Raw genomic sequence first — 25,584 nt, forward strand, 5'->3', positions numbered from 1 at the left:
ATTTTTTATTTTTTATTTTCTTGGTGGATTTTTTCGAAAAGAAGCAGTAGATTAAAAAAGGTCTTTTGCTCTGCTGATGAATAAGTCCCATCATTGTCTGCTGTCCCGGATGCCGGGAGAATTTTTGGAGGGTGGAGAAGATTTTCCTTCCATGCAGAATGCCTCCCGTCTGGATGATGCGGAACCGAAAAAGTTCATCGCTGTCTGTTTGGTTGTGCGCCGTCTGGAAAACCTGGACAGGTTGCTCCCCCTCTTTATGGTCCAGCCTTACGGGAACTGCCATGTCTTTGTCGCCGTCAAGGGAATGACGGAGGACAATTTCACCTCCCTCGTCCTGCCGCGCTATGAATACTGGATTAGACAAGGGCGCGTCACGCTCCGTCACTATCCGGGCAAGAACCAGGTTTCCGATCTGATTGATACGGTGCGAGGAGTGGAACTTTCACCGTATGACCTGTTTGTCTTTCCCAGAGAAGAGCTTCTGTGTTCTTCGGGATTTTTGGAACGCATCAACCGATTGCATGCCCGGCTTTCTCCGCATCATTGTTCCTATGAGCAGGGGGAGTGCCGCATGTTGACGACGCGCAACGGCGTCCAGTACGCGGAACCTCCCGCCAAACCTGCCAACCCTCTTTTCTACACGTTGACTAGGGAAGCGGCGGAATACCTGATGGAGTGCGAACGAAACCCGGCGCAGCTTGCCGGGCTTTACCCTGACCGGCGGGATCCAAAACACGGAGCTTATGGACACGATGCCGATTCCCTGATGATGCAGATGGTCAGCTATTACGGAGGTGAGAATCTCTCTAGCATGGAACAGGAAACTTCTTTCCTGCTATGTCCCTCTCCAGCTGTCAGCCTGAACAATCCCCTGGTGGAAATGGAGGAAAGCCTGCATGAGGCCATGACGGATGATCCGGCCAGTGCCGAGTACCTGGTGGAACTGGAACATCCGTACTGGACGGACTGCTTCCGCATTCTGGGCATAAACGGCTGCCGCGTGAAACTCCCGGAAAAGGCAACTGTCCTGCGCTTCACGGAACGGGAGCTTGTCCTGCAATGGGAGCGATGGGGAAGGGAACAATTCATCCGAGACAAGGAGGAGGGTTCCTACCGCCTGTACCATACCGCTGTTCTGCGTAGGAAGGGTGCCGATAATCCCGGCAGGAGGCAGGAATCCCTTGACTTGGTGGAGATGGCTTTGGCCGCTCCTCCGGTGCGCTGGGGAGTGTGTGCGGTGGCCTTGCCCAGGGAATCCTACTATTGGCTGCGCGACTGGATTGAGTTCCACCTGCGAGCCGGAGCCTTCCGCGTCGTGATTTATGACAACACGGGCAGCACTGGCAGCCGCAGGGTTGATTCCGTCTTCCGGGCAGGGCGTTTACAGCGTAGCGGAACAAGCAAGCGGGGGGAGGAATACGGAAGGCTGACGGCACATTTGAGTGACGAGGATATTAAAAGTAAGCTTGATGGTTTGTCGGCCCGGTACGGCAGGGAACGGGTGCGCATCATGCCGTGGCAGCCGAGAGATACGGAGACGGGACAGATCATTCATGGCCAGGTGGAGGCCTATGAAGACTTCATCCGTCGCTGGGAGAAGGAACTGGACTGGTGTGCGTTCCTGGACATGGACGAATACCTCTACTGTCGGCCGGGAACGAGTGTCGGTACCATTCTGGAACAGGTGGAGGCAAAAACGCCTGACGTGTCCCGGATCATGCTGAAAGCCTGGAAATTCCGTCAGAGATGGAGCAAGGACGGTCCGCGCGACATTCGCCGTGACATGACTCACCTGCCGATGTCGGACGGCGGAGAGAAGAATTTAGTACGTCTGTGCGACATCAAGGCAGCGGACATTCATTGGTACTGGAAGATGAAACGAGGTACGCGGTGCGTAATTGCCGATCCGGAAGGGTTGGCCTTTTGCCATTACAACGCATCTGACAAAGAAATGGAGAACGGCCCTCTCCAGACCTTGATCCGGCCGCGGGATTTCCTGACGGCGGGAATAGAGCACCGTTGAATCAAAAAAACCGCCGTAAGTTATTGAACTTACGGCGGTTAAAATGGTCGGGTTGACAGGATTCGAACCTGCGACCCCCTGCACCCCATGCAGGTGCGCTACCAGACTGCGCTACAACCCGTTTTGGCATTTCATGAGCATCTTATTTAGAGCGGCTCGTGAGGGCGGGGACGTGTATATAGTAAAAATTTGGTATTGGCAAGAGACTTTTTTCATGGCACAGACTTTTCCGTCATGAAGCAAGTACAAGTAGCAGTCGTTGGAGCTAGTGGTTACACGGGGCAGGAATTATTGCGGATTCTTTTGAACCATGCTGGCGTTCAACTGGTTTGTGCAACGTCCCGGCAGTATGCCGGGAAGCCGCTGTGGGAGATTTTTCCTCGGTTCAGAAAAGTTTCGGGAGCCGATCTTCTTTTTACGGATTCTGATGTAGATGCCATTGCCGGAACCGGGGCCGAGATGGCCTTCCTGGCTCTTCCTCATGGCGTGTCAGTAACCTATGCGCGCGGATTGGTGGAAAAAGGCATTCGCGTCGTGGATCTTAGTGCGGATTTCCGGTTGAGGGATCCCGAGACATATGAAGAATATTACGGAACCAGTCATCCGGATGTCCCCTTGATGAAGGAGGCCGTATTCGGGTTGCCGGAGTGGAGGAAGGACGAAATTGCCGGAGCTCGTCTGGTGGCGTCGGCCGGTTGTTATCCGACGAGTATCATGTTGCCCCTGATTCCTCTGCTGAAGAAGGGATTGCTGGAGTTGGAAGGTATTGTCGTGAATTCCTCCAGCGGAGTGAGCGGTGCCGGGCGCAAGGCGAATGTGGATCTCCTTTTCTGCGAATGCAATGAAAGCGTGCGTGCCTATGGCGTGCCGAAACACCGCCATTTGAGCGAAATCGAACAGGAACTTTCCTGGGCTGCCGGAGAAAAGGTCGTGATTTCGTTTACGCCTCATCTGGTTCCCGTCAATACGGGCATTTGTACGACGATCAGCGCCAAACTGAAAGCCGGCAAGTCTTTTGACGAGGTGGAGTCTGCTTTGCATGCTGCCTACGATGCTTCTCCGTTTGTCCGTCTGTTGGGAAGGAATCGTCCGGCGGATACGAAGAATGTAACCCGTACGAATTTTGTAGATCTCGGTTGGGCGTGGGATGAGCGTACTGGTCGTGTTGTTCTCATGAGTGCGGAGGACAATGTCGTGAAAGGGGCTGGAGGGCAGGGGGTACAGTCGTTCAATATCATGTTCGGCTTTAAGGAAACGGAAGGATTGATCCTTTTGTAAGGCCGGAGGATTGGAGAGGGCTGAGTTATTTTTTCCGAATCGCGCGTTTGGGGCTTTTCAAATGTGCGGTTCGGCTTCATGATTTGCGCGTACGTTTATTCTACGAACATGGATATCACTTCCTACAAACAGGTACAGGGTGGCGTTTGTGCGCCTCAGGGATTCCTTGGCAGTGCTGTGAGCTGCGGCATTAAGAAGCCGACTGCGACCCGGCTTGATCTTGCGTTGATTTATTCCGACAAACCCTGTGTATCTTCCGGCACATTTACGACAAACCGCGTGAAAGCGGCTTGCGTGAAGGTGACTCAGGCTCATTTGCGCCGCAGCAATTTGCAGGCGATCGTGGCCAACAGCGGCAATGCGAACGCATGTACCGGAGTAGAAGGTGTGGAAGTGGCCCGGCGCGAATGTAAGCTGATAGCCAGGGAACTGGGGTTGAAATCCTCTGAAATAGGGGTCTGTTCGACGGGGGTGATCGGTCTTCCGATGCCGATGGTGCGTATTGAACCCAGGATGTCCGAATTGGCAGCCGGCCTTGCCTGCGACAAGGGGGAGGATGTGGCCAATGCCATCATTACGAGCGATACGTGCAACAAGATTGTTGCCATTGAAATGATGATCGGCGGCAAACCTGTCCGCATCGGCGCCTGTTGCAAGGGCGCCGGCATGATTTCCCCCTGCATGGCGACAATGCTTTGCTTTATAACGACGGATGCCGGAGTAAGCCGCCAGGTGTTGGACAAATGCACGCATGATGCCGTAGAGCAGACATTCAACCGCATTACGATTGACGGCGACATGAGTACGAATGATACGGTGCTGGTTCTCGCCAATGGTGCGTCCGGTGTCAGTATTGAATCGGAAGAGGACATCAGAACCTTTCATGAAGCTTTGACTGCGGTGATGCTTGAACTTGCCAAAAAGGTGGTGCGTGACGGTGAACGGGTGACGAAATTTGTGACGGTACAAATAACCGGCGCCCGTAATTTCTCGGAAGCGAAAATGGTGGCGGAAACCGTATGCAAGTCTTTCCTCGTGAAATCGTCGTGGAATGGGAATGACCCGAACTGGGGGCGTATTATCCACGCAGTGGGGTATTCCCGTGCGCGTGTCCGCGAGGAACTGATCGATATTGATATTGCCGGGCTTCCTGCCTGCCGGGGCGGCTTGCAGACGAATACTCCGTCCGACGATTTACGGGAGGCCGTATCCGTGCCTGAATTCTCGATTGTGATCAATCTGAACCAGGGAGATGCCTCCTATACGGTTTACACCTCTGATATTTCCCCGGAATACGTGGACTTTAACCGTTCCGAATACGCTTATTGGAACCAGGCAAAGGTGGACGGCCTGACCAAGTAACGCGATTGAACTTTCAAGGCGGGATCCCCGGATGTTTTCTGGTCCGGGGATTTCGCATTTTTTTGATCTGGCTTCGGCAAGGTGCATGAAGGGCGGTGGAAACCATGGGAAAAACGGGCGCAGACTCCGGAGGGAATTGGAGCCTCCGGCGGAGATTCTGGCGCGTGTCAGGGAAATTTTAGAAGAATGCTCATTCCGGGTCGGGCAGGTGATGCGGACATGCAGCGAGGGATGCGGAGGAAGAGCCGGCTGTTGCCGTTTCCGTGAAACCGGGGAAGTGCCCCATGTGACGTTGGGTGAGGCATGGGTCGCCTGGAAGGCGTGGCGTGCCACAGGGCGTGTCCGTATTGAACTGCCCGGGGATGGGGCATGCCCTTTTCTGGATCCGGTGACGAGTTTGTGCAGGATTTACGCCCACCGTCCTTTGGCATGCCGATCGCATTTTTGTTCGTCGGCAGGTGGTGTCGTTCCCAGGAAACTCGTTTCCGATTTGCTGCAGGAATTGGAGGATATCGATTCCCGGTGCGGGGGAGATGGTCCGGTGCGTTTGCCCGATGTTGAAGAACGTCTTGCACGGAAGTAAAAAGTGGATTCTCATTGACATGTAGTTCCATCTTTGCAGGATGGAGACATAGTAAACTGTCGATTATTTTTCTTTTCATGAAACTTAGTTTAATTTCTCGCTCTCTGCGCCGAGGTTCTGCCGTTGGCTGGCTTTTGCTGATACTGGTGGTTGCCGTCGCCGGTATCAGTTATTATATTTATATGGAGCGTGCAGAGAAGGCCCGCATAGCGATGCTTGACCGCGAACGTCTGGCCCGGGAAAAAGAAGCTCGTGAAGCTGCCCTTAAGATCATAGCTAATTTGCAGCAGCAGAACATGGAGCTTTGGAAAAACGTTGATGAAAGCATACGTCTGGCCCATGAAGCCTGGCTGCGTGAAGAGGAGGCTCGCCGCCTTGCCGAAGCCCGACGTCGGGCCGGAGAGCATAAACCTTCCAAAGTGGAGGTGACTCCGGTCGATCAAGATAAAAAAGATCCCCGTGTCGCCGTTTTTGACAAATCGGTGGCGTTGTCCGGAATAGCTGCCGGAAAGAAGGGGAATATGGATCGCATGAACGAGGTCCTGAATGTGGCTTGCGATACGAATGAGTGGAATCTCTTCAAAGCGTTTTTGGAAAAAAATATCAAAGATCTTCTGGCGCGCGTAACGCGTATGAAAGAATTTAATATGGAGGTTTATTCCGAAAGTCCATTGATGCCACAGGCCGTTGCCATCTATAACCTGATTAAAACCCTTCCGGAGGAGACTCTTGTCGAATTGAATGAAGCGGTCGAAGGTGGGGATTCTTTTCTGAAATACATCCTGACCAACAAGGACAATTCCCTGATCAATCTTAGCCGTGCTGCCACCGGTTCCGAAACGGGCAGTGACTGGGAACGCTATTTGAGAACCTGGCATGTTCTTTGGAAGAAGAGTTCTCCGGAATGGAGAGCCAAATACCAGCCTTTGGCGATTGCATGCAGCATTGTGAGGGAGGATCAATTGGGAGGATGCCAGACTATCGGACAGACGCCGATGGATATTGTCCAGGTGTACGATCGATTCTGTGCCAGTGCCGAAGCGGGCAAGTTGAAGACGGATATTACAAAAATGGAACCTTCAGACCTGATTTATGTGGTCAATGTCCGTCTTCCGTACTCGGAAATGGAATGGGCTCAGAAAAATGTTCACCTTTCCCGCAAGAAATGGAGTTCTGCCTATCCCATGGTACACTACCTGATGGAGCGGGCTACCCAGAACAAAAACCCGTACAAGGAGTATACCCTGAAGGAAATCCTGAAAGAAGGCGGGGTCTGCCGCGACCAGGGCTATTTCGCAGTCAATACTGCCCGCTGCAACGGTATTCCGGCAGCCTACGTCACCGGCGACGGAAACCGTGGCCCGCATGCGTGGTTTGTCTACATGGATTCAGCTACCCATTGGCAGAGTGCGGGCGGTTATGGATATACGTCCGGAATGACATCGGATCCTCAGACAGGCAAGCGCGTTCACGAATCCCTGTTTGCCATGCGTTCCGACCCTAAAACAAGCGGATCACGTAATACGCAGATGCGTGACTTGCTCACCATGTCCAATCTCCTCAAGGATTTTGGACTTGATGATGCAGCATGGAAACTGCTTGCTCGCGCCCGTGAAATCGCTTCGACCCACCCCTTGCCTTGGGAAATGTCAATCGACTTCATGAAGAATAAGGAGCCCAAGCCAACCACTGAGCAGTGGAAGGAAATGTCCGACAGCATCCGGAAAAAGTTCAAGAACAGGCCTGATTTCCTTTCCCTTGCGGAAGAGATTGACGAAGAATTCGTCCGTCCCTTCCAGGATAGCAGTGACACGGCCAAGGCTCTTGCCCGTGAACGCCGCCAGCTTGATCGTTCCACCAAGGATGGCCGTGCCGACCTTTCCGTTCAATCTCTCCGTCGTCAAGTGGATCATCTGCTTGAGGGCGAGAAGAACGATGAAGTCAATACATTGTTCAAGAAAGCTTTGCGTGATTATAGCGGCAAACTTGATACCCTTTCTTCCGTGATGGACATGTATTGGGGCTTCGCTAAAGACAACCCCAAATATACGAACCAGGCCCTCAGCTCCATGGAACGCATCTACCGCTCCAAGGTGGAAACGGGTGGGGATTATTTCAAAATCTCCCAGGAAGTCCGGCTTCAGAAAAAACTGGGTAATTTCTTTATTGAAGCGGGCGATGACCGGAAAGGTGAAAAAATCATCAAAAAAGCGGAACAGCGTCTCGAAACCGCTAAAAAGAATGCCTGATCTCCGATCTCCTTGCTGCATTCCTGGGCAGCCCTTCAAAATGAAGGACAGCCCCGGAATGAAAAAGCAAGTGATGTGATAGGGGAGTATTATTGTGCCGAAATGTAACAGGCCGGATAGTCTTGAGAGGGCATCCAGGTAGGCAGCTTTTTGACCTCCGCTTTGGCTTCCGGAGAGACGGGAATGCGCCAGGTTTCGAAATATTTGGCGAGGTTTTTACCGGCACCTTTGGAAAGTTCGACCATGAGCCAGTCCCATTTGGCGTCGTTGGATGTCTTTTTGGCATCGTACGGGTTTGCGTGGTAGGCGATGGCAGCTGCGCGGAAAGGTTTGAAGCCGATGCCTTTCATGAGGTCGGCAAAGAAAGCGAGGCGCAGGGAATGATCCCGGTTTTCGTGGTATGTTTCCGTTCCGGTGAAGTAGGCATTCAGTTTCTGGGCAAGGGATTTGGATTTGAGTCCTCCCCAGGCATTGGAAAAATCCAGTCCGATACCTTGAACCTGGCAGATCAGGGAAAAGAGATTGACTGTGACTTCGCCCAAGCCGTCGAGGCGGAAGGGAGGCGTTTGATGGTTGTGTCCCAATTCATGCCAGAATCCCCAGCTTCCATGTGTGAGGAGGGAGCCGGTAGCGATGGGTTTTCCCCAGCCGAACAAGCCCATGGCCGGGTAGCCTGAGTGACCGGACCCGGCGGAAATTTGCCGGTCTACAACAATACGCATGGGTGATTTTAATTTGTTGGGGAATTTGTCCCAGGCGATCAACCAGTCTTCCAGAGCCATGTTTTTCTGGAGGCAAGCGGCGATGGACTGTATGTCCGGACATTGCTTCAGTTGGTCGATGGCGAGGGTGACAGTCAGTCTCGGTGTCTGGATTTCTCCCCAGGGAGCGGTGGTGGTGGCTAGTTGCTGTTTCCAGTCGTCGGTGGAGGTTTTACCCAGGATGAAAATCGGGCTGGGAACGGCAGGGGATATGGTGACGTCAAAGGGCTGGGTTTCATGCTGGTTGCCGTTGACGCAGACGTAGATAAGGCCTCCCATGGGGTTTGTAATTTCCGTCGTGGTACCGGTGACGGGTTTGGAAACGGTGATGTCGGGGAGACGGCTCCATTGCTTGTGCCGTTCTCCGAGTTTATCCTTGTGGCAACCGATGCGAACATCATAAATGTTTTTGTTCCGTTTGCCTTCTTCCTGGCGAAGAGTGACGTTTTCCGGGAAGGTGACAGTTACCTTCCCGCCGGGAGGTGCATACAACCCTGTACTGTGCCAACCGGCGAAAGAGGGATCGACTGTGATTGTACGAGTGACGAGCTTGACGTCTTTTTCCCCGGGCAATCCGGGGTAGTCGGCTGCAGCCGGGCAGGCCGAAAGGGAGGAGGGATCTGCCTTGTGCCATGATTTACACAAGGACTGGAGGGAGGCTCTTTGAGTGTCGTCCTTCCCGGATTTCCATTTATTTTGTGCTGTGGGGAAGCCGTTAGGCATCTCCATTTTGGCGGCGTCGGCCCAGTTCCATGTACCAGCGGGTTTGTCTCGGTCTGTGTGAATGGCATTTTTGGTGGCGGGAGCAAAAACGGGAGAATCCGGCGAGAGGTCGGAACCTTCGGCGGATTCGGAGATGAGATAAGTAACTGCTGTAATAGCCAGTAATCCAAGTGTGTAGAGCGTGGGCTTCATGATATTATAAGAAAAAGAATAACATAATTATATACTCCGGTATGGGCGTGGTTGTTTCACACGAATTGATTTTTTGAGATCTTTCTTTTCTTTGTCCCCGGATTGGAAAAACCTCGTAAGTTTTTTCTTTCCTTCTGCGTACTTGTAACATCGCAGATGTTTGGTACCTTGTTGAATTGATCGGATAAGTAGCTTATGAAACGAAAAAATCTCTATAGAATATCCTCCTGTCTCATTTTTCTAGCATGTAGTATGGGAGGTGGCGCCCAGGAAACTCCTGTTGCCGATGACTACAAAAATCCGGCGCTGCCTCTTGAAGAGAGGGTTGAATCCTTGTTGAGTCAGATGACATTGGAAGAAAAAGCCTTGCAGCTTAGCCAGGGTGTTCTCGGACAGGATTACAATGTCAATAATCTCGTGGGAGGAAAGGCTCAGGATGACCCGCGGATAGGCTCGATGATTTGTGCGCTGGAAGATCCGGAAAAGCGTAACGCCTATCAGAAGTTTATTGTGGAAAAGAGCCGATTGGGGATTCCCATGATCTTTGGCTATGATGTGATTCATGGGTATAAGACCATTTTCCCCGTGCCACTGGCCCAGGCTTGTTCCTGGAATCCGGAATTGGTGCGCGAAAGTTGTGTTGTTGCTGCCAAAGAGAGCAAGGCATCAGGCATCGACTGGACATTTTCACCGATGATCGACATCGGACGTGATCCCCGTTGGGGGCGCGTTGTGGAAGGTTACGGAGAAGATCCTTATGCTACGGGAGTATTTGCCGCTGCCGCTGTCAAGGGGTACCAGGGAGAGACTATACCGTATAGAATTGCTGCTTGTTTGAAGCATTTTGTCGGGTACGGCGTGTCGGAAGGCGGACGGGATTATTCTTATACGGATATTTCCCGTCAGGCTCTCTGGGAGACATACCTGCCTCCTTACGAAGCCGGCGTTCAAGCCGGAGCCAGGACTCTGATGGGAGCTTTCAATGACATTTGTGGGGTGCCGGCTTCGGCTAATCCCTATACCCTCAAGGAAGTATTGCGTAACAAATGGGGATTCACCGGTTTTGTCGTGTCGGACTGGAGCTCCGTTCGCCAACTGATGAACCAGGGTTATGCGGCCAATGCGGACGACTGTGTCAAAAAAGCTCTTGAAGCCGGGCTCGATATGGAAATGGTGGATGGATTTTACAGGAGATCCATTCCTTCCCTTGTAAAAAGCGGGGATCTGGATCCCAAATTCGTGGACGATGCTGTGCGGAATGTCTTACGCGTTAAATTTGAGTTAGGGCTTTTCGAACATCCCTACGTGGAGGTCAAGCCTGCAGCCGAACGGTTGCTTTTGCCCGGATACAAGGCTTTGGCGCGCCAGATGGCTGTGGAATCCATGGTGCTTCTCAAAAACAAAGACAACCTTTTGCCTCTATCTCCCGATCTCAAGAACATCGCCCTGGTCGGCCCTTTGGCCAAAGACAAGGATTCCTTGATCGGAAGTTGGCGCGGTCGTGGAGAGGCTAGGAATGTGACGGATATCGAAGAGGGACTTCGCAAAGTGTTACCATCCTCTGTCAATCTCCATTATGCGAAGGGTTGCGGCGTGAATGAAGGTTCCGACGAGGAGCTTCAGGAAGCCGTACAGGCTGCAGAGCAATCGGAAGTTATCCTCCTCTGCCTAGGGGAAACCTCTACCATGAATGGAGAGAATGCCAGCCGTTCGACCATTTCCTTGACTTCTCCTCAACAAAAGTTGTTTGCCCGTCTGGTCGAGTTGAAGAAGCCGATTGTCCTTCTGCTGGCGACGGGAAGACCAATTTCCCTGCATACGATTGAACCTCGAGTGTCATCTATTCTTGTAACCTGGCATCCCGGTACAGAAGCCGGACCTGCTGTGGCTGATCTCCTTACCGGTCGGGAAAACCCCTCCGGCAGGCTCGCCATTACCTTCCCTCGTACGGAAGGCCAGATCCCGGTGTACTACAATATGCGGAACCGAGCCAGGCCTTATCAGGGTAAGTATCAGGATATTTCCACGGAGCCGATGTATTGGTTCGGAGACGGTATCAGCTACACTACATTCGAATACGGCCCCCTTGGGCTGAGTGCCAGGGAATTGACATCCAGTACGCCTCTGACTGTGAATATCGATATCAAAAATACCGGTTCCCGGGCCGGCAAAGAAACTGTTTTCTTGTACATTCATGACAAAGTGGCTTCAGTATCGCAGCCGATGAAACGCCTGATAGCTTTTCAGAAGGTCGAATTGCAGGCGGGTGAATCTAAAACCGTTTCCTTTACCGTGGATCCTGCGCGAGACTTGAGTTTCGCCAATTCCGATGGACGACGAGTGCTGGAACCGGGTGAATTTGAAATTATTGTCAAAGACAAAAAAGAAACGATCAATCTAAAGTAGATTACCGGCAGGCACGACTAACAAAAGCGAAAAAATATAATACGGCAGAATACAGTATGTGAAAAGGAAAAAGGTGCCAGAAACATCATCTTGAGACACAAAAGGCACGAAAGGAAAATAGCTTTTCACACCCACAAAAAGCCCTGCAAGTGATTGACTTGCAGGGCTTTTGAAATGGTCGAGCTGACAGGATTCGAACCTGCGACCTCTTCGTCCCGAACGAAGCGCGCTACCAGCCTGCGCTACAGCTCGTTGAATTGGGGTGCAAGATTCTAGGTTGACTGGGATATTTTGTCCAGTAAAAAGATGTTCTTTTTGGAGGAGAAGTTATGACTTGTGTTGGTTGGGCAGGGGATAAGTGAAGTAGGAGATGAGAGTTTGCGCTGCGGAAACGGGATCCATTTTTCCACTGGCAACTTTGTCTTCTACTTGTTGGGCATGGTCGGCGACGGCCGGGTGTTTGGCAAAAGAATCCAGAAGAGCCTCGTGAACGAGTGTATGGACCCACTGGAGGGCTTGCTGGCGGCGTCGCTTGAACCAGTAACCGGATTCTTCGAGAGTGTCTCGGAATTTGATGATTTGGGATTCGATAGTATCCAGGCCGCGGTTTTCCAGGGAGGAGCAGGTAAGGACGTTGGGTTGCCAGCCGGGAGTGGGAGATTGGAGGTAATGGAGAACCATTTTGAGTTCCTGGCAGTGGGCTGCAGCGCGATGGCGGTTGTCGCCGTCGTCTTTAGTGACGATGAGTAGGTCGGCCAGCTCCATGATGCCGCGCTTGATACCCTGAAGGTCGTCTCCGGCACCGGTGATCAGGAGAAGAAGGAAAATGTCCACCATGGAACGGACCGTGGTTTCGGATTGACCGACTCCGACGGTTTCGATCAGAATGATATCGAAGCCGGCGGCTTCGCAGGCGATCATGGTTTCACGGGATTTACGGGCGACGCCACCGAGGGTTCCTCCGGAGGGAGAAGGGCGGATGAAGGCGTTGGCTTCGCCGGAGAGTTCTTCCATGCGAGTTTTATCTCCCATGATAGAACCTTTGGAGAGGGACGAGGAGGGGTCGATGGCGAGGACGGCTACTTTGAATCCGTGACGGCAAAGGGAGGTCCCGAAGGCTTCGATGAAAGATGATTTCCCGGCGCCCGGTACGCCGGTAATGCCGACGCGGATGGCTTTGCCTGAATGGGGAAGGAGTTTTTCAATGAGTTCGCGGGAGGTATGCTGGTCTTTTTCCGCATTGCTTTCAATCAGGGTGATAGCACGTCCCAGCATGGCGCGGTTGCCTTGCAGGACACCTTGGACAAGTTCATCGACGGAAGGACGGTGCGGACGCATCATTTTCATGGGGGAGATGTTAGCAAGATGCCCGTTTGAATCAATCCCCGAAAGATGTTTTTATTTGCGGAAACAGTGGTCGGGCGGATGATAGATATCATGGCCTTTTTTGCTTCGATGGTGACGATTACAATTGCGATGAGGGCAGAAGTCAGGGTTGGAATACATAGGGAGGACGAGAGGTGGAGACGAATCTTTTTGGGGAGGAATGTATATGGCGCTAGAGTATGAAGCCGGATCAGGAGGGATGGGTTTGCCATCTGCTGCGGATTTGTTTTTCCAAGTAGATTTCCACGACTGGAGCCATTGTGGCTCCGGAGCTGTCTGTCTGACGGGGGGGAGCGAACATGAGACGGTAATGCTCAGGCAGGGAATGAGAAAAAGCAGGTAGAATTTCTCATACACGAGCTCATGGCTTTTGAACCGTCGCATCATTTCTATTAATAAGCGGAGAAGATGCCGGTTTCTGTCTAGATTTTCTGTATTTTGTGGATCTGCCGGAAATCATGTTTGAGGCGGGGTGGAATACGGTAAAGAACATAAAAACCGCTTCCCCTAATGTGACAGGAGAAGCGGTTTTGGGAAATTGATGGATGGGAGTTTTTGATTATTTGCCCTTCATCATTTGCTGGTTCGTCATGTTCCAGCCTCCGCCGAGGGCAACGTAGAGTTTCACGAGGGAACTGGCGTACTGATAACGGTACTGGGAACGGCTGACTTGGGCCGGGAAGAGGTTCTGCTGGGCATACAATACTTCGAAATAGTCGGACAGACCGGTTTTGTAACGGTCCATGGCAGCGTTCATGGAGGTAAGGTAGGCTTTGACAGCGTTGTCCTGTTGGATGTTGACTTCATTCAACTTGGTCCGGGAGACAAGAGTGCTGGAGACTTCGGCAAGAGCGTTGAGAACGGTTTGTTCGTAGTCGTTTTTGGCTGCTTCGTAATCAGCCTTGGCTGCTTTTTCCGAGGCACGGAGAGTTCCTCCCTGGAAGATGGGGCCGGTGACGGAGGGCGTAATGCCCCAGCCGTTGCCGCGGGTGCGGTAGGCTACGTTGCGGAGGTCGGAAGTCGCGGTGCCGGCGGCAGCTGTCAACGAGATGCTGGGGAAGTAGTTGGCAATGGCGACTCCTACCCGGGCGTTGGCGGCACGGAGCATTTGTTCTTTTTGGCGGATGTCGGGACGGCGGTTCAGAATCTGAGCGGGAATTCCGGCAGGGATCTTGACGGCATTGGCAATGGAAACAAGATCTCCGGATCGGCTGATTTTGCCGGGAACGCGGCCCGCTATGGCGCTCAATGTATTTTCGAGGCTGGCGATTTGAGATTCCAGCAGCGGGATCTGAGCTTTGGCGGCGGAAAGGGCGGCTTCGGCCGAGGATACCTGGAGAACGTCGCCAACTTCACCCTGCATCTGTTCTTTGAAGAGTCTGTAGGATTCCGTGTAGGATGAGACGGAGTCCTTCATAATGGAGAGTTGTTCATCCAGCTGAAGGAGGGAAAGGTAGCCGTCTGCGACTTGGCTGAGGAGGGAGAGCATGAGAGCCCGTTGACCTTCCTCGGAAGCGAGGTATTCAGCAACGGCGGCTTCCGTGCTGCGGCGGGTTTTGCCCCAGAGGTCAAGTTCCCACGAGATCCCGGCCTGGATGGCGGCGGGGTTGGTGGTCATATTACCACTGTTGTAGATGCTGCCGGAATTGTAATTCTGCCCTTTGGATACATTGGCTCCATAGTTGGCCCAGGGGAAGAGGGGGGCGTTGGCGATGGTGACGTACTGGCGCGCTTTTTCCACGTTGGCGATCATGGAACGCAGGTCGTGGTTGTTGGCGTAGGTTTCGGACAGTAGGTTTTGGAGTTCCTTGTTCTTGAACACTTTCCACCAGGGAAGGTCGGCGATGGAGGCATCCGTGGCAAAGGCGCCTCGGAAGGCGACCGGGACATCGGTGTCCGGACGCTTATAGTCCGGACCGAACATGCACGAGGTGAGGCCCAAGGCCGATACGGCGAATGTGATTATGGGGCATATATTATGGGCTTTCATAAATAAAGATAGATATCAATAGGTATTGTCGGGGAGGGGACAGCCAGAGTTTAGTGGGGATGTCCTTCTTGCAGGTATTTCATGGCGATCGTTTCATCAGGGTCTTCTCCATCGTGCTTGGCGGCAATCTTGACGCGGAAGAGGCGCATGATGAAGTAGAAGCTGCATGGAATCAGGAAGACGCCGACAAAGGTGGCCATCGTCATTCCCGCGATGACGACGATGCCGATGACATTGCGGGAATAGGCGCCGGAACCGGAGGCCAGAGCCAGCGGTACGCAACCGAGGATGAAGGCGAATGAGGTCATGAGAATCGGGCGCAGACGAATTCTGGCGGCGGAGAGCGTGGCTTCGATGAGGTCTTTGCCGCGTTCAATCTCAATGACGGCAAATTCGACGATCAGAATAGCATTCTTGGCTGCGAGGCCGATGAGCATGATCAGGCCGATCTGGGCATACAGGTTCAGCTCAAACTTGAAAATGTAAAGACCGAGGAAGGCTCCCAGGGCTGCGATCGGGACGGTCATGAAGATACTCAGAGGAAGTGACCAGCGTTCATACAAAGCGGCCAGGATGAGGAACACGAAGACCGATGAAAGGAGGAAGATTTCCGTGATGGTGATACCGGTGCGAACTTGGTTTTCCTGGAAACTCATGCCGCTGTAGTCATAGCCCATGTCGTTGGGCATGTATTGGTGAAAGACTTCTTCCAAGGCGTCCATGGCCTGAGCTGAGGAATATCCCTTTTGAGCGGATACCTGGAACTGGGCGGAATTGTACAGATTGAACCGGAAGACGAATTCGGGACCTGTGATGTTTTCCTTGGAAATAAGAGAGGACATGGGGACGGCTTCGCCATCCTTGTTGCGGATGTAGAAATTGTCCAACTGGTTGATGTCCGAACGGTCATCCGCCTGTGCCTGGATATACACCTGCCACTGCTGACCATACAAGGTAATATAGTTAATGAACAGGGAACCCATGTAGGCCTGGAGGATACTATTGGCTTCCTTGACGTTAACTCCCTGGGAATAGCATTTGTCCACGTCCAGTTTGACACGGATTTGTGGAACAGCCGGCATCAGGGTAGAGCGTATGCTGGCGATTTCCGGTCTCTTGGCGGCCTCGGCAGTGAATACCTTGGATTGTTCATCCAGATATTGGATACCGTTACCGGCACGGTCTTGCAGAACAAAAGTCACACCACCGGAGGAACCTACGCCAGGAATAGCCGGTGGGGCAAAACAATAGGCCATGCCTTGCGTTACCTTTTGACCGAATGCTACGTTGAAGTGTGCCGTAAGATCTTTGGCACTTTGTCCCGGAGCGGTGCGTTCGGACCAGGGCTTGAGAGTGACGAAGAAGAATCCGCAGTTGGTACTTTGCACTCCGGTGATCATGTTGAAACCGATGACGCTTACCACTGCATCGACGCAGTTGTTGTCGAGGATGATTTTTTCCATGTCGGAAATGGCGTCGCGCGTACGCTGCATGGAGGAGGCATCGGGTAGCTGGACACCGCAGAAGAGATAGCCCTGGTCTTCTTCCGGGAGGAAACCTCCGGGAATTTTGTTGGCGACGGGGATGATCATGAAAGAAATGATCGCCAGCAAGGGGATGGAGATATAGAGCCTGCGCGTCAGGAAGCGGCAGATCCCGGTATAACCGCGTGCCGTTGCTTCGTAAGATGCGTTGAAAACGTTGTAGAAGGGCGTGAGCAGGCTGTGCGTTTCATTCTTCGATTTCAGAAGGATGGCTGAAAGCGCCGGAGATAGTGTGAGGGCATTGAATGCCGAAATGAGCATCGAGATGGCGATGGTAACGGCAAACTGCTGGAACAGAGTTCCCGTGATGCCTGGAAGCAACAGAGAGGGCAGGAACACGGCGGCCAGAACCAGAGCGATGGCAATGACGGGACCGGATACTTCTTCCATGGCGGCAAAGGCTGCCTGGCGCGGCGTGAGACCTCGCTCCATGTGGGCTTCGACGGCTTCGACGACGACGATGGCATCGTCAACGACGAGGCCGATGGCCAGTACCATCCCCATGAGGCAGATGGTATTCAGAGTGAAACCGAGTAGGGGGAAGACGGCGAAGGTACCGATGATGGAGACAGGTACGGCAATGGCGGGAATCAATGTAGCGCGCCAGCCTTGCAAGAAGATAAAGACGACGAAGACAACGAGCAAGAGTGCTTCGACGAGTGTGTGTTCGATTTCTTCGATGGAAGAACGGACTGCCTGCGTCGTATCCATCGTCATTTTGTAGGAAAGTCCCGACGGGAAACTGCGGGAATAATCCTTCATCATTTTGTTGATGGCGTCAACGGTGTCGATTGCGTTGGAACCGGGGGTCTGGTAAATAGCAATAGCCCCTGTAGGAGAGCCGTTGTAGCGGGCATTGACGGCGTAGGTCTGCGATCCCAGTTCGATGCGGGCGACATCCTTGAGGTAGACGAATTTGCCGTCGACGGCACGGATGACGATATCGCCGAATTCTTCAACAGTAGACAAGCGGCCGGCCGTGCGGATCGTATAGGTAAAGTCTTGTCCGGGGGCTGCGGGTTCGGCTCCTACCTGGCCACTGGGATTGACGGTATTCTGGGCGGCGATGGCTGCCTTAATTTCATCAATAGAAATGTTGAGCGAGGACATGTGCTTGGTGTCCAGCCAGATACGCATGGCATAACGACCGGCGCCAAAGACCTGAACATCGCCGACGCCGGGCAGACGCTTGATCGGGTCGACAAGGCTGACGTAGGCGTAGTTGGAAAGGAACACGGAGTCGAGCGAGTTGTCTGGAGAATAGAGGGACACCAGGCATAACGGGGCGGAGGCCGACTTGGTGAGAGTGACGCCCATCTGCGAAACTTCACCGGGAAGCTGGGCAGTGGATTGGGCGTAACGCATGTAGGTGAGCGTCTGGTCCATGTTCGGGTCGGTGCCGACCTTGAAAACAATGGACATTTTGCAAATGCCGTTATTGGAATTGGTGGACTGCATGTATTCCATGTTGTCTACACCGGACATTTGCATTTCAATGGGTGTCGCAACGGAGTCCGTGACAGTCTGGGCATCGGCTCCCGGGTAGGTTGCTTGAAGACTGATGTTAGGGGGGACGATGTTCGGATACTGCTCAATGGGCAGTGACATCATGGAGAGGGAACCGATGATCACCATGATGATAGAGATCACCATGGCGATAATGGGGTGTTTGATGAAGAACTTGGACATGTGTTACATGCAGGTAGAGATGTGGAATATTTCTGAAGCTTGCGTCAGGTTGAGAGGCTGAACGGGTACAAGCTGCTAAGGAGAAAAGGCCGGTTATTTGGTTTCCTTATTACCGGAGACGGGTTGTTGTCCAGGCGTTTTTAATTTGCCCTTGTCGTCGAAGTCGGAGACGGCCTTGGAATTGATGATGGGCTGGGATTCCTGGAAAACGTAGGGAACTGGGTTGACGGGGGCTTTGCCCTGGCGCGATGCCGCTTGGAGAACCCCTTCGACAACAACAGACATTTTGGGCGGGAATTCTCCCTTGAGCGGTTCGACGACTTGAAGGTGATCAACGACCGGTCCCGGTTTGACGGGGAAGATGAACGGGATGTTGTCCTTGCCTATGCCGAGAATAAAGCTCATGCTTTGCACTTTCATGATGGAGCGCGGAGGGACGAGTGTAGCGTTTTTAATGACTTTGACAACAGCTCTGATACGTACGAACATGCCGGGACGAAGTTCGTGCTTCGGGTTGGGAATCTGGCCGACAATATTAATGGTGCCGGTTTGGCGGCTTACGTTGCGGTCAACGGCTACAGGAGTGCCCAGTTCGGAATAGGGTTTGCCGTTTGCGAGAATGACTTGGAATTTTTCCTTTTCGGGATCAATGCCGTTTTTTTCGAACGCGTCGAGAAGTTGATTTTCACTGATGGAGTAGTCTACTCGGATCGGATCAATGGAGGAAATGGTGGTCAGGGCCTCGGACGATGTGGGAGAAAGAAGGTCTCCGATAGATGGCTGGGCAAGTCCGGCAAGCCCGGAGATGGGGGCATCAATCGTCGTGAACTTGAGGTTGATTTCCGCATCGGCAACGGAAGCCTCGGAGGTTTTGATAGATGCTTCGGCCTGTTTCAAGGACTGGACGGCGTCGTCAAGCTGTTTGCGGCTGACGGAACCGGATTCGACGAGGGGAGTGTAGCGTTTGACGTCCAAACTGAATTTTTCAGCGTTGGCGCGAGCCTGTGCCAGCTGACCGCGAGCCTGGTCGAGAGCGGCTTGGAATGGGCGAGGGTCAATACGGAACAAGATTTCTCCCTTTTTGACATAGGCTCCGTCTTTATAATCCTTGCTCAGGAGGTAACCACTGACGCGCGGGCGGATTTCAGCATCTTCCGTACCTCGGAGAGAACCTATCCATTCCGCCGTGATGGGAACATCCCGGTGGATCAATTCAGTGACCTGGACGTCAGGGGGAGGGATGGCGGCGGAAGATTGTTGCTTGTTGGTGGCCTCATCGCAGGAGGTCAGGGCACCCAGAACGGAAAAAACGGCTAAGACCGTTGTGCAGGAGTGAATCAGATTTTTGTTCATGGTGAGAGAATGGTTAATTTTGTACATCCGTGATGCGCCCGGAGACGAGGATTTTCTGCTTTTTTTCTTGCGAGTCAACACCTTATTCGTGATGCAAAATAGCATAGCTATCTTTGTTAATGAAATAGAATGGTTTCTGTATGTTAATCAATTGTTGGAGGATGTGAATTTTTACTGGCAGGTACATTGCCTGGATTTTTTTCACAGGCTTACGGGATAGGAAATTGCCCGAATATCCGGAAGAGATCATGTGGAAAGGGATATTCGGAGAATACATTGCTGACAAATGGTACATTTGGCAGGTCATAGTTGGATGATAGAAGCCGATGTGAGCAAGTCAAGGTGCCGATGCGGGTGCAAAGTCATACAAAAAAAGCCACCCTTCGTAGAGAAAAGGGCGGCTGAACAGATGCGTCAATACGGTTCGATGACCGGATTGGAAAGATTATTTGCCAAGGATACTGCGGAAATAGGCAAGCGTGGCGGCCAGGCCTTCTTCCAGAGAATGCCGGGGCTTCCAGCCGGCAGCGCGGAGTTTGTCGGCACAGGCGCGGGAGTGTTTGACGTCGCCGGCGCGTTCCGGTGCATGGAGGACTTTGGAGGAGGAATCGGCTTCCTTGATAATCTTTTGGGCAAGGTCTTCGATTGTGATCTGACCTCCGTACCCGGCATTGAATGTTCCGGTTACTTCGGGATGTTCGGCAGCAAAGGTAAGGGCGCCGACGATGTCCTTGACGTAGATGAAGTCGCGGGTTTGCTCCCCGTCTCCATAAACCGTAATGTCTTCGTTTTTCAAGGCTTTTTCGATGAAGATCGGCACGGCGGCGGCATAGGCTCCCTTGGGATCTTGACGGGGGCCGAATACGTTGAAGAACCGGACGGATGCGGTGTTGATCTTGCCGATGGAGCGGAACATGGCGAGGTAGTATTCGCCGTCAAGCTTGGTGATGGCGTACGGACTCTTGGGCTCCGGATACATGGTTTCGATTTTGGGTACGGTGGGGTTGTCACCGTAGATAGCGGCAGAGGAGGCGAGAACAATCTTTTTGACTCCTGCGGCAGAGGCTTCTTCGAGAACGTTGAGAAGACCGCGGCAGTTGATGTCGATGGTTTCTTCGATCTTGCTCATAGATTCCGGGACGGAGACGAGAGCTGCCATGTGGAAAATGTAATCGACACCTTCGACGGCTTTGCGAACGATGTCGCGATCGCAAATGGAGCCTTCGATGAAAGTGTGCTTGAGGCCGTCGAGGTTTTTGAGATAGCCGGTGCGGAGGTTGTCGAGGACGCGGATTTCGTCAGCTTTGTCCTGATAGTGTTCGACGATATGGGAGCCGATGAACCCGGCGCCGCCTGTAACGAGGATTTTCATGGATGGATGGTGAGTGGTGGTTGGAGTGAATATCTAAAAAAGGGGGCGGGCTTCCGCAAACCGGTGCCCACCCCCTGCGGTATAAATGAGGTGGTTTAGTATTTGGCGACCAGGGCATTCATTTCATCCATCTGTTTTTCGATGGATTCAACGAGCGCGATCTGGGTGCGGCACCGGTCCAGATTGTGTTCCGGGCGCTTGATCTTGAAGTACACGTCTCCGGAGAGGTAGTCCGTGAGGAACCGGATACCGCATTCCATTGTCAGGAGTTTGCCGGAGAAGGGCAGCAGTTCTTTTTCAAGCGGGGTCAGGAAGGTTGCTGAGGATAAATAACCCTGCAGCAAGGCTTCGAACATGAACATGCGCATGGTGACCTTGGATATGTCCTTTTCATCTTCGGCCGCGGGGGACGTCGCCGTGCGGATCATGTCGCCGAAGTCGTAGATGGCGGAACCGGGCATGGTGGTATCGAGGTCGATAACACAGATGCCTTCTCCCGTGACATCGTCAAGCATAACGTTGTTGAGCTTGGTGTCGTTATGCGTACAGCGGACGGGCAGTTCTCCGGAAGCCAGGTAGTTGACGACGCGATGGCAGTCTGCTTCGCGTGCCATGAACCATTCGATTTCCTTTTTCACTTCCTGAACGCGTCCGAGAGGATCAGCCTTGATAGCTTCCTGAAGGGCCTGGAAGCGATTGGTCGTGTTGTGGAAGTTCGGAATGGTTTCAAACAGGGGATCGCCGGGAAGGTTGGCGGTGAGCTTTTGGAATTCACCGAAGGCCTTGGCTGCTTCGTAGCACTGTTGGGTAGTTTCGATCTGGTCGTAGGTACGGGCTCGTTCGATGAACGGGTAGACACGCCAGCAATTGCCTTCCGCATCAATTGCGTAAGGCTTTCCGTCAATGGCGGGAATCAGGGTAAGGGTACGGCGGTAGGCTTCGGCACAATTGCTTTCCTTCAGCTGGGAGAGAGCATGATCCGTGACTCGCTTGACGTTTTCCATCAGCGGTACGGGTTGCTTGAATACGTTTTGGTTGAGACGCTGGAGGATGTATCGGATGCGCTGGCCTGCCTGGTCTACCCAGATGCAGTAGGTATCGTTGATGTGACCGCTTCCGTAGGGGTGTCCGTGGACGAAGTCTCCTCGGAGGTCGAACAGGGCGGCTGTTGCTTTCAAATCGTGCATGGCTTGGAATTAAGCGAGCTTTTCCGGATAAACCCCTTGATCGATGAGAGCCCGGATGCCGGCAACGACAGTGGGCTTGTCTTGGGGATAGGTGACACCGAACCAGTTGGATGTGGTGGCAAGAACTTTGCAGTCGGCCCGGTCGGCTTTGATTAAGGCGTCCATAACGGTTGGAATGTAGCATTCGCTCTTGAGTTCCGTACCGCGTTTGGTGAGGAAGTCGACAAAGTGGGCTTCCGTCAGTTCGATGAAGGACGGGCCAAAGAGCCAGAAATTCATGGAGACGAGTTCTTCGGGATCAACCGGGAGGCGCTTGCCTTCAAGGTTTTCGCCTCGGGTGACTCCGTCTTCTTCTGTCAGAATTTTGACGAATTCTTCAACGCCGGCGAGGAGGCCGTTGTTGATGGTGCAGATACCGCGATTGACATCGCCGTTGTCGGAAAGGGTATTTTTCAGGGGATAGCCGATCATACCGTAGTGGGCTTTGCCGGGTTCGTCTTGAATGGTGTTGAGGAATGTGGCTGCCTGCATGAAAGCGTCGGTGCCGTAGAAGTCGTCCGCATTGATGACGGCAAACGGTTCTTTGACGACATTGCGGGCAGCGCGGAGAGCGTGAGCCGTGCCCCAGGGCTTTTCACGTCCTTCGGGAACGGAGAATCCTTCGGGAAGGTCGTCAAGGGATTGGAAAGCGTAATCCACTTCGATTTTGGAAGCGAAGCGGCTGCCGACTTTTTCCTTGAAAGCCTCTTCAAAGTCACGGCGAATCACAAAGACGACTTTGCCGAAACCGGCGCGGATGGCGTCATAAACGGAGTAATCAAGGACGACTTCACCGTTGGGGCCCATGGGGTCAAGCTGCTTGAGGCCACCGTAACGGCTGCCCATCCCGGCTGCAAGAACAAGGAGTGTAGGTTTCATAATACGGGGAGGATTATGACTCTCTCCTGCGAATTATGCAAGTCATAAAGAAACGTTCGCCTCTTTGAATGTACGGCGAGGAATCAAGGGAAGAAACCGTATCCGGAAGGAGAAAGAAAAAGCCCCCGGTCCTTGGAGGGAACCGGGGGCGGCTGGCGGAATTGCCTGTCTTTTTAGATGTAAGTTTTGATGATGGCTTTGTTGCGTAAACGCTCAATCCACTGCTTGTAGCGTTCATTGCTGCGCTTGCTGCGGACTTGAGCATCGATTTCGTCCTTGATTTTCGAGAGAGGCGGGGCAGGAGCCAGATTCTTTTTCAGGGGAACGGCGATTGTGAATCCGGTAGGTTCGATGAGGGGGCCGACGAGCTGGTTCTCGGGAGTGTCAAAAATAATGGCCGCAAATTCCGGGGATAGTTCCGAACGCTCTTTCATTGGCCATACCCCTCCGTTTTCCGCCATGCCGTCCTTGGAATAGGTTTTAGCCATCTCTTCGAAGGAGGATTTGCCGGATCTGATTTCCTGGGCAACGAGTTCGGCCAGCTTGAGCTGGACGTCGGGAGTAGAGTCATGCTCGTCTCCGAGCATGGGGATAAAGATCTTTTTGAACTGGATGTGGTCCTTCGTGATATCTCGGAACTTCATTTTGGTTTCCTGGTATTCACGGTTGATTTCGTCGGGTGTAGGCGGAATGTCCTGGTCGTATTTGGAAGCGCGCATGGCCATGACGACCATGTTGCGCTTGGTGACTTCGCGAAAGTTGCGTATAGTCATGTTGGAGAGGCGGAGGCTTTCAAGGAAACGATCGCGGTTGCCGTTGAAATTTTCACGAATTATGCGCGAGATTTCCTGGTCAACATAGGAATCTTTGAGTTGGGCTCCTTTGGAGTCGAATTCGCTCAGGACGAGTTCTCGATCAATCAGATCGTTGATGATTGCCTTTTTAGCGGCGGCGAGCTGCCTGTTGAATTCGGCTCCCTGTCTTGGATATTGGGTCGCAAGTTGGGCTCCGATGGGCATTAGGCGGAAGCTGACTTCACTGGACGTGATGGGACGCCCGTTGACGGTTGCGGCGATTCTATTGACGACCCGTGCGGGCTTGGCTCTGGGAGCTTCCGGTTTCATGGCGGAGGAGGGTTGAAGTCCTCCGGGAAGCATCGGAGCAAGGGATTGTGAAAATCCGGTAGCCGGGGCGAGCAGTCCGATACAGGACAGGATGATGAAGCGGAAAGGGAGCTGCATAATATAATCAGAAAGCCGTTTGTTACGGCGATATTATCCATGAAGGATCGTGAGACAACATAAATCTGGGTAATGTTATGGCAACGGAGCTTGGAGAAAAGGCGTTTTGACGGGCCTTTGTCCGGTAAACCCGTTGCAGAATTACAGCCCTTCAGGAGCGAACCTTATCCGGTCCGGTACGTTATGACCGGATAGACCATGAGATGGTTTCTCCCGCTTTCATGGGAACGACGTTTTTGCCATATCCTTCGTAGACGTCGGGGACGGTCATGTCTTTTTTGGCGAGAGTGATGTGTTTGACGGGAGGGGTCAAATGATGGAGGCGGCATGCGTTGCCGGATACAAAGTCCTGAAGTTTCTCCAGAGCTCCGTGGCGTTCAAAGAGATCGGCCAGGACGGGCAGGGCGATGGGGGCGGTGAATACGCCCGCCGCACACCCGCATGCTTCCTTGGCATGGATGGGATGCGGTGCCGAGTCGCTGCCGAACATGAGCTTGGGATGGGCTGCCAGGGCCGCTTGCAAGAGGGCGTCGCGGTCTTCTGGTCGTTTGGCGATTGGTTTGCAGAAAAGGTGGGGGCGCAACATGCCGCCGGCTACGTCGTCCAGAGTAATGATAAGGTGTTGGAGGGTAACGGTTGCGCAAAGGTTTTCGAATTCGTCGAGCAGTTGAACGGCGGAAGCCGTGGTGATGTGCTCCATACAGATGGTAAGTTTGGGAAATGCCGTTGCCAAATGGCGGTAAACATGCAGGAATTCCTCTTCGCGATCCATGACGAAGCCGTGGCTTTCTCCATGGACGAGCAGGGGGATGCCCATTTCTTCCATGATTTTCATAGTGCCTTCTGCGTCATGGATGGCTTTGACTCCTCCTTCGCTGTTCGTCGTAGCTCCGGCGGGGTAGAGTTTGATCCCGAAAATGTCCGGCCTGAGACTGGCCAGTTCCTGCTCCGTATAGGACTGGAAAAACAACGTCATATATGGCTGGAAGATTTCCCCCTTGGTTGCTTCTTCAACGCGGTTTCTGTAAGCATGCAGGGATGCTGCGGAGTTGACAGGCGGTACAAGGTTGGGCATGACGACTGCTCCCGCGAAAGATTGGGCGCTTAGAGGGGCTACCAGTTTTAGCATTTGGCTGTCGCGCAGATGCAGGTGCATGTCCAAGGGGGAATCCAGCGTTATTTCCATGACGATACCTTAGCGCAACATGTTTTTTTTGGCAATCCCGGAGAAAAATCGCCGGAGCTCCGCCTTTTCTTGAGTCCCGGGTGCCGGATATGTGGTGAATTCCTGAAAAGCATTGAGTTCGTCCATGAATTTCCGTAATTT

The 25,584-nt window shown here is 52.9% G+C and carries 16 protein-coding genes and 2 tRNA genes; 6 read left to right on the forward strand and 12 right to left on the reverse strand.

Annotated features, from left to right (window positions below):
• Window positions 1-76: 76 nt before the first annotated feature.
• Complete coding sequence (locus QET93_RS06775; protein ID WP_280132918.1) at window positions 77-2,023, forward strand: glycosyltransferase family 92 protein; 1,947 nt, start codon at window positions 77-79, stop codon at window positions 2,021-2,023.
• 44 nt (window positions 2,024-2,067) lie between these two features.
• Here the strand turns inward: QET93_RS06775 and QET93_RS06780 are convergent.
• Window positions 2,068-2,144, reverse strand: a tRNA-Pro gene (locus QET93_RS06780).
• A 113-nt stretch (window positions 2,145-2,257) separates the two neighbouring features.
• On the opposite strand from QET93_RS06780, the gene argC reads away from it, so the two are divergent.
• The 4 genes from argC (at window position 2,258) to QET93_RS06800 (ending at window position 7,495) form a co-directional block, all read left to right on the forward strand.
• The gene (argC, locus tag QET93_RS06785; protein WP_280126460.1) at window positions 2,258-3,301 is read left to right on the forward strand and encodes an N-acetyl-gamma-glutamyl-phosphate reductase; all 1,044 of its coding nucleotides are present in this window, start codon (window positions 2,258-2,260) and stop codon (window positions 3,299-3,301) included.
• 108 nt (window positions 3,302-3,409) lie between these two features.
• Complete coding sequence (gene argJ, locus QET93_RS06790) at window positions 3,410-4,663, forward strand: bifunctional glutamate N-acetyltransferase/amino-acid acetyltransferase ArgJ (protein WP_280132917.1); 1,254 nt, start codon at window positions 3,410-3,412, stop codon at window positions 4,661-4,663.
• An 85-nt stretch (window positions 4,664-4,748) separates the two neighbouring features.
• A complete protein-coding gene (locus QET93_RS06795) occupies window positions 4,749-5,246 on the forward strand; it encodes a YkgJ family cysteine cluster protein (protein ID WP_280126462.1) in 498 nt (165 codons plus the stop codon).
• A 77-nt stretch (window positions 5,247-5,323) separates the two neighbouring features.
• A complete protein-coding gene (locus tag QET93_RS06800) occupies window positions 5,324-7,495 on the forward strand; it encodes a hypothetical protein (protein WP_280132916.1) in 2,172 nt (723 codons plus the stop codon).
• A gap of 89 nt (window positions 7,496-7,584) precedes the next feature.
• Here the strand turns inward: QET93_RS06800 and QET93_RS06805 are convergent, their stop codons facing one another.
• Entirely contained in the window at window positions 7,585-9,171 is a 1,587-nt protein-coding gene (locus QET93_RS06805) for a M60 family metallopeptidase (protein ID WP_280132915.1), read from the reverse strand.
• A gap of 252 nt (window positions 9,172-9,423) precedes the next feature.
• Between QET93_RS06805 and QET93_RS06810 the strand changes: the two genes are divergently transcribed.
• Window positions 9,424-11,577, forward strand: a complete 2,154-nt coding sequence (locus tag QET93_RS06810) for a glycoside hydrolase family 3 N-terminal domain-containing protein (RefSeq protein ID WP_280132914.1) — start codon at window positions 9,424-9,426, stop codon at window positions 11,575-11,577.
• A gap of 175 nt (window positions 11,578-11,752) precedes the next feature.
• On the opposite strand, the gene QET93_RS06815 is transcribed toward QET93_RS06810, so the two are convergent.
• From QET93_RS06815 to pyrC, 10 genes are all read right to left on the reverse strand, one after another.
• A tRNA-Pro gene (locus tag QET93_RS06815) sits at window positions 11,753-11,829 on the reverse strand.
• Window positions 11,830-11,904: 75 nt separating this feature from the next.
• Window positions 11,905-12,924: a methylmalonyl Co-A mutase-associated GTPase MeaB gene (gene meaB / locus QET93_RS06820; protein WP_280126466.1), complete on the reverse strand. Its 1,020-nt coding sequence runs from the start codon at window positions 12,922-12,924 to the stop codon at window positions 11,905-11,907.
• 598 nt (window positions 12,925-13,522) lie between these two features.
• Window positions 13,523-14,953, reverse strand: coding sequence for an efflux transporter outer membrane subunit (locus tag QET93_RS06825; protein WP_280132913.1), 1,431 nt, complete (start codon window positions 14,951-14,953; stop codon window positions 13,523-13,525).
• A gap of 50 nt (window positions 14,954-15,003) precedes the next feature.
• Window positions 15,004-18,186 carry an efflux RND transporter permease subunit gene (locus QET93_RS06830; protein WP_280126468.1) on the reverse strand — a complete coding sequence of 1,061 codons (3,183 nt, stop codon included), beginning with the start codon at window positions 18,184-18,186 and terminating at the stop codon, window positions 15,004-15,006.
• A gap of 93 nt (window positions 18,187-18,279) precedes the next feature.
• Window positions 18,280-19,539, reverse strand: a complete 1,260-nt coding sequence (locus QET93_RS06835; protein ID WP_280126469.1) for an efflux RND transporter periplasmic adaptor subunit — start codon at window positions 19,537-19,539, stop codon at window positions 18,280-18,282.
• 445 nt (window positions 19,540-19,984) lie between these two features.
• The gene (locus QET93_RS06840; protein ID WP_280126470.1) at window positions 19,985-20,911 is read right to left on the reverse strand and encodes an NAD-dependent epimerase/dehydratase family protein; all 927 of its coding nucleotides are present in this window, start codon (window positions 20,909-20,911) and stop codon (window positions 19,985-19,987) included.
• Window positions 20,912-21,006: 95 nt separating this feature from the next.
• Window positions 21,007-22,098 carry an aminoglycoside phosphotransferase family protein gene (locus tag QET93_RS06845; protein WP_280126471.1) on the reverse strand — a complete coding sequence of 364 codons (1,092 nt, stop codon included), beginning with the start codon at window positions 22,096-22,098 and terminating at the stop codon, window positions 21,007-21,009.
• Window positions 22,099-22,107: 9 nt separating this feature from the next.
• Window positions 22,108-23,016 carry a sugar phosphate nucleotidyltransferase gene (locus QET93_RS06850; RefSeq protein ID WP_280126472.1) on the reverse strand — a complete coding sequence of 303 codons (909 nt, stop codon included), beginning with the start codon at window positions 23,014-23,016 and terminating at the stop codon, window positions 22,108-22,110.
• Between the two features lie 173 nt (window positions 23,017-23,189).
• A complete protein-coding gene (locus QET93_RS06855) occupies window positions 23,190-24,257 on the reverse strand; it encodes a SurA N-terminal domain-containing protein (protein WP_280132912.1) in 1,068 nt (355 codons plus the stop codon).
• A 181-nt stretch (window positions 24,258-24,438) separates the two neighbouring features.
• Window positions 24,439-25,443 (reverse strand): dihydroorotase, encoded by a 1,005-nt coding sequence (gene pyrC / locus QET93_RS06860; protein WP_280132911.1) that lies wholly within the window; start codon window positions 25,441-25,443, stop codon window positions 24,439-24,441.
• Window positions 25,444-25,584: the final 141 nt, after the last annotated feature.

The sequence above is a fragment of the Akkermansia sp. N21116 genome, assembly GCF_029854705.2.
Lineage (GTDB): Bacteria > Verrucomicrobiota > Verrucomicrobiia > Verrucomicrobiales > Akkermansiaceae > Akkermansia.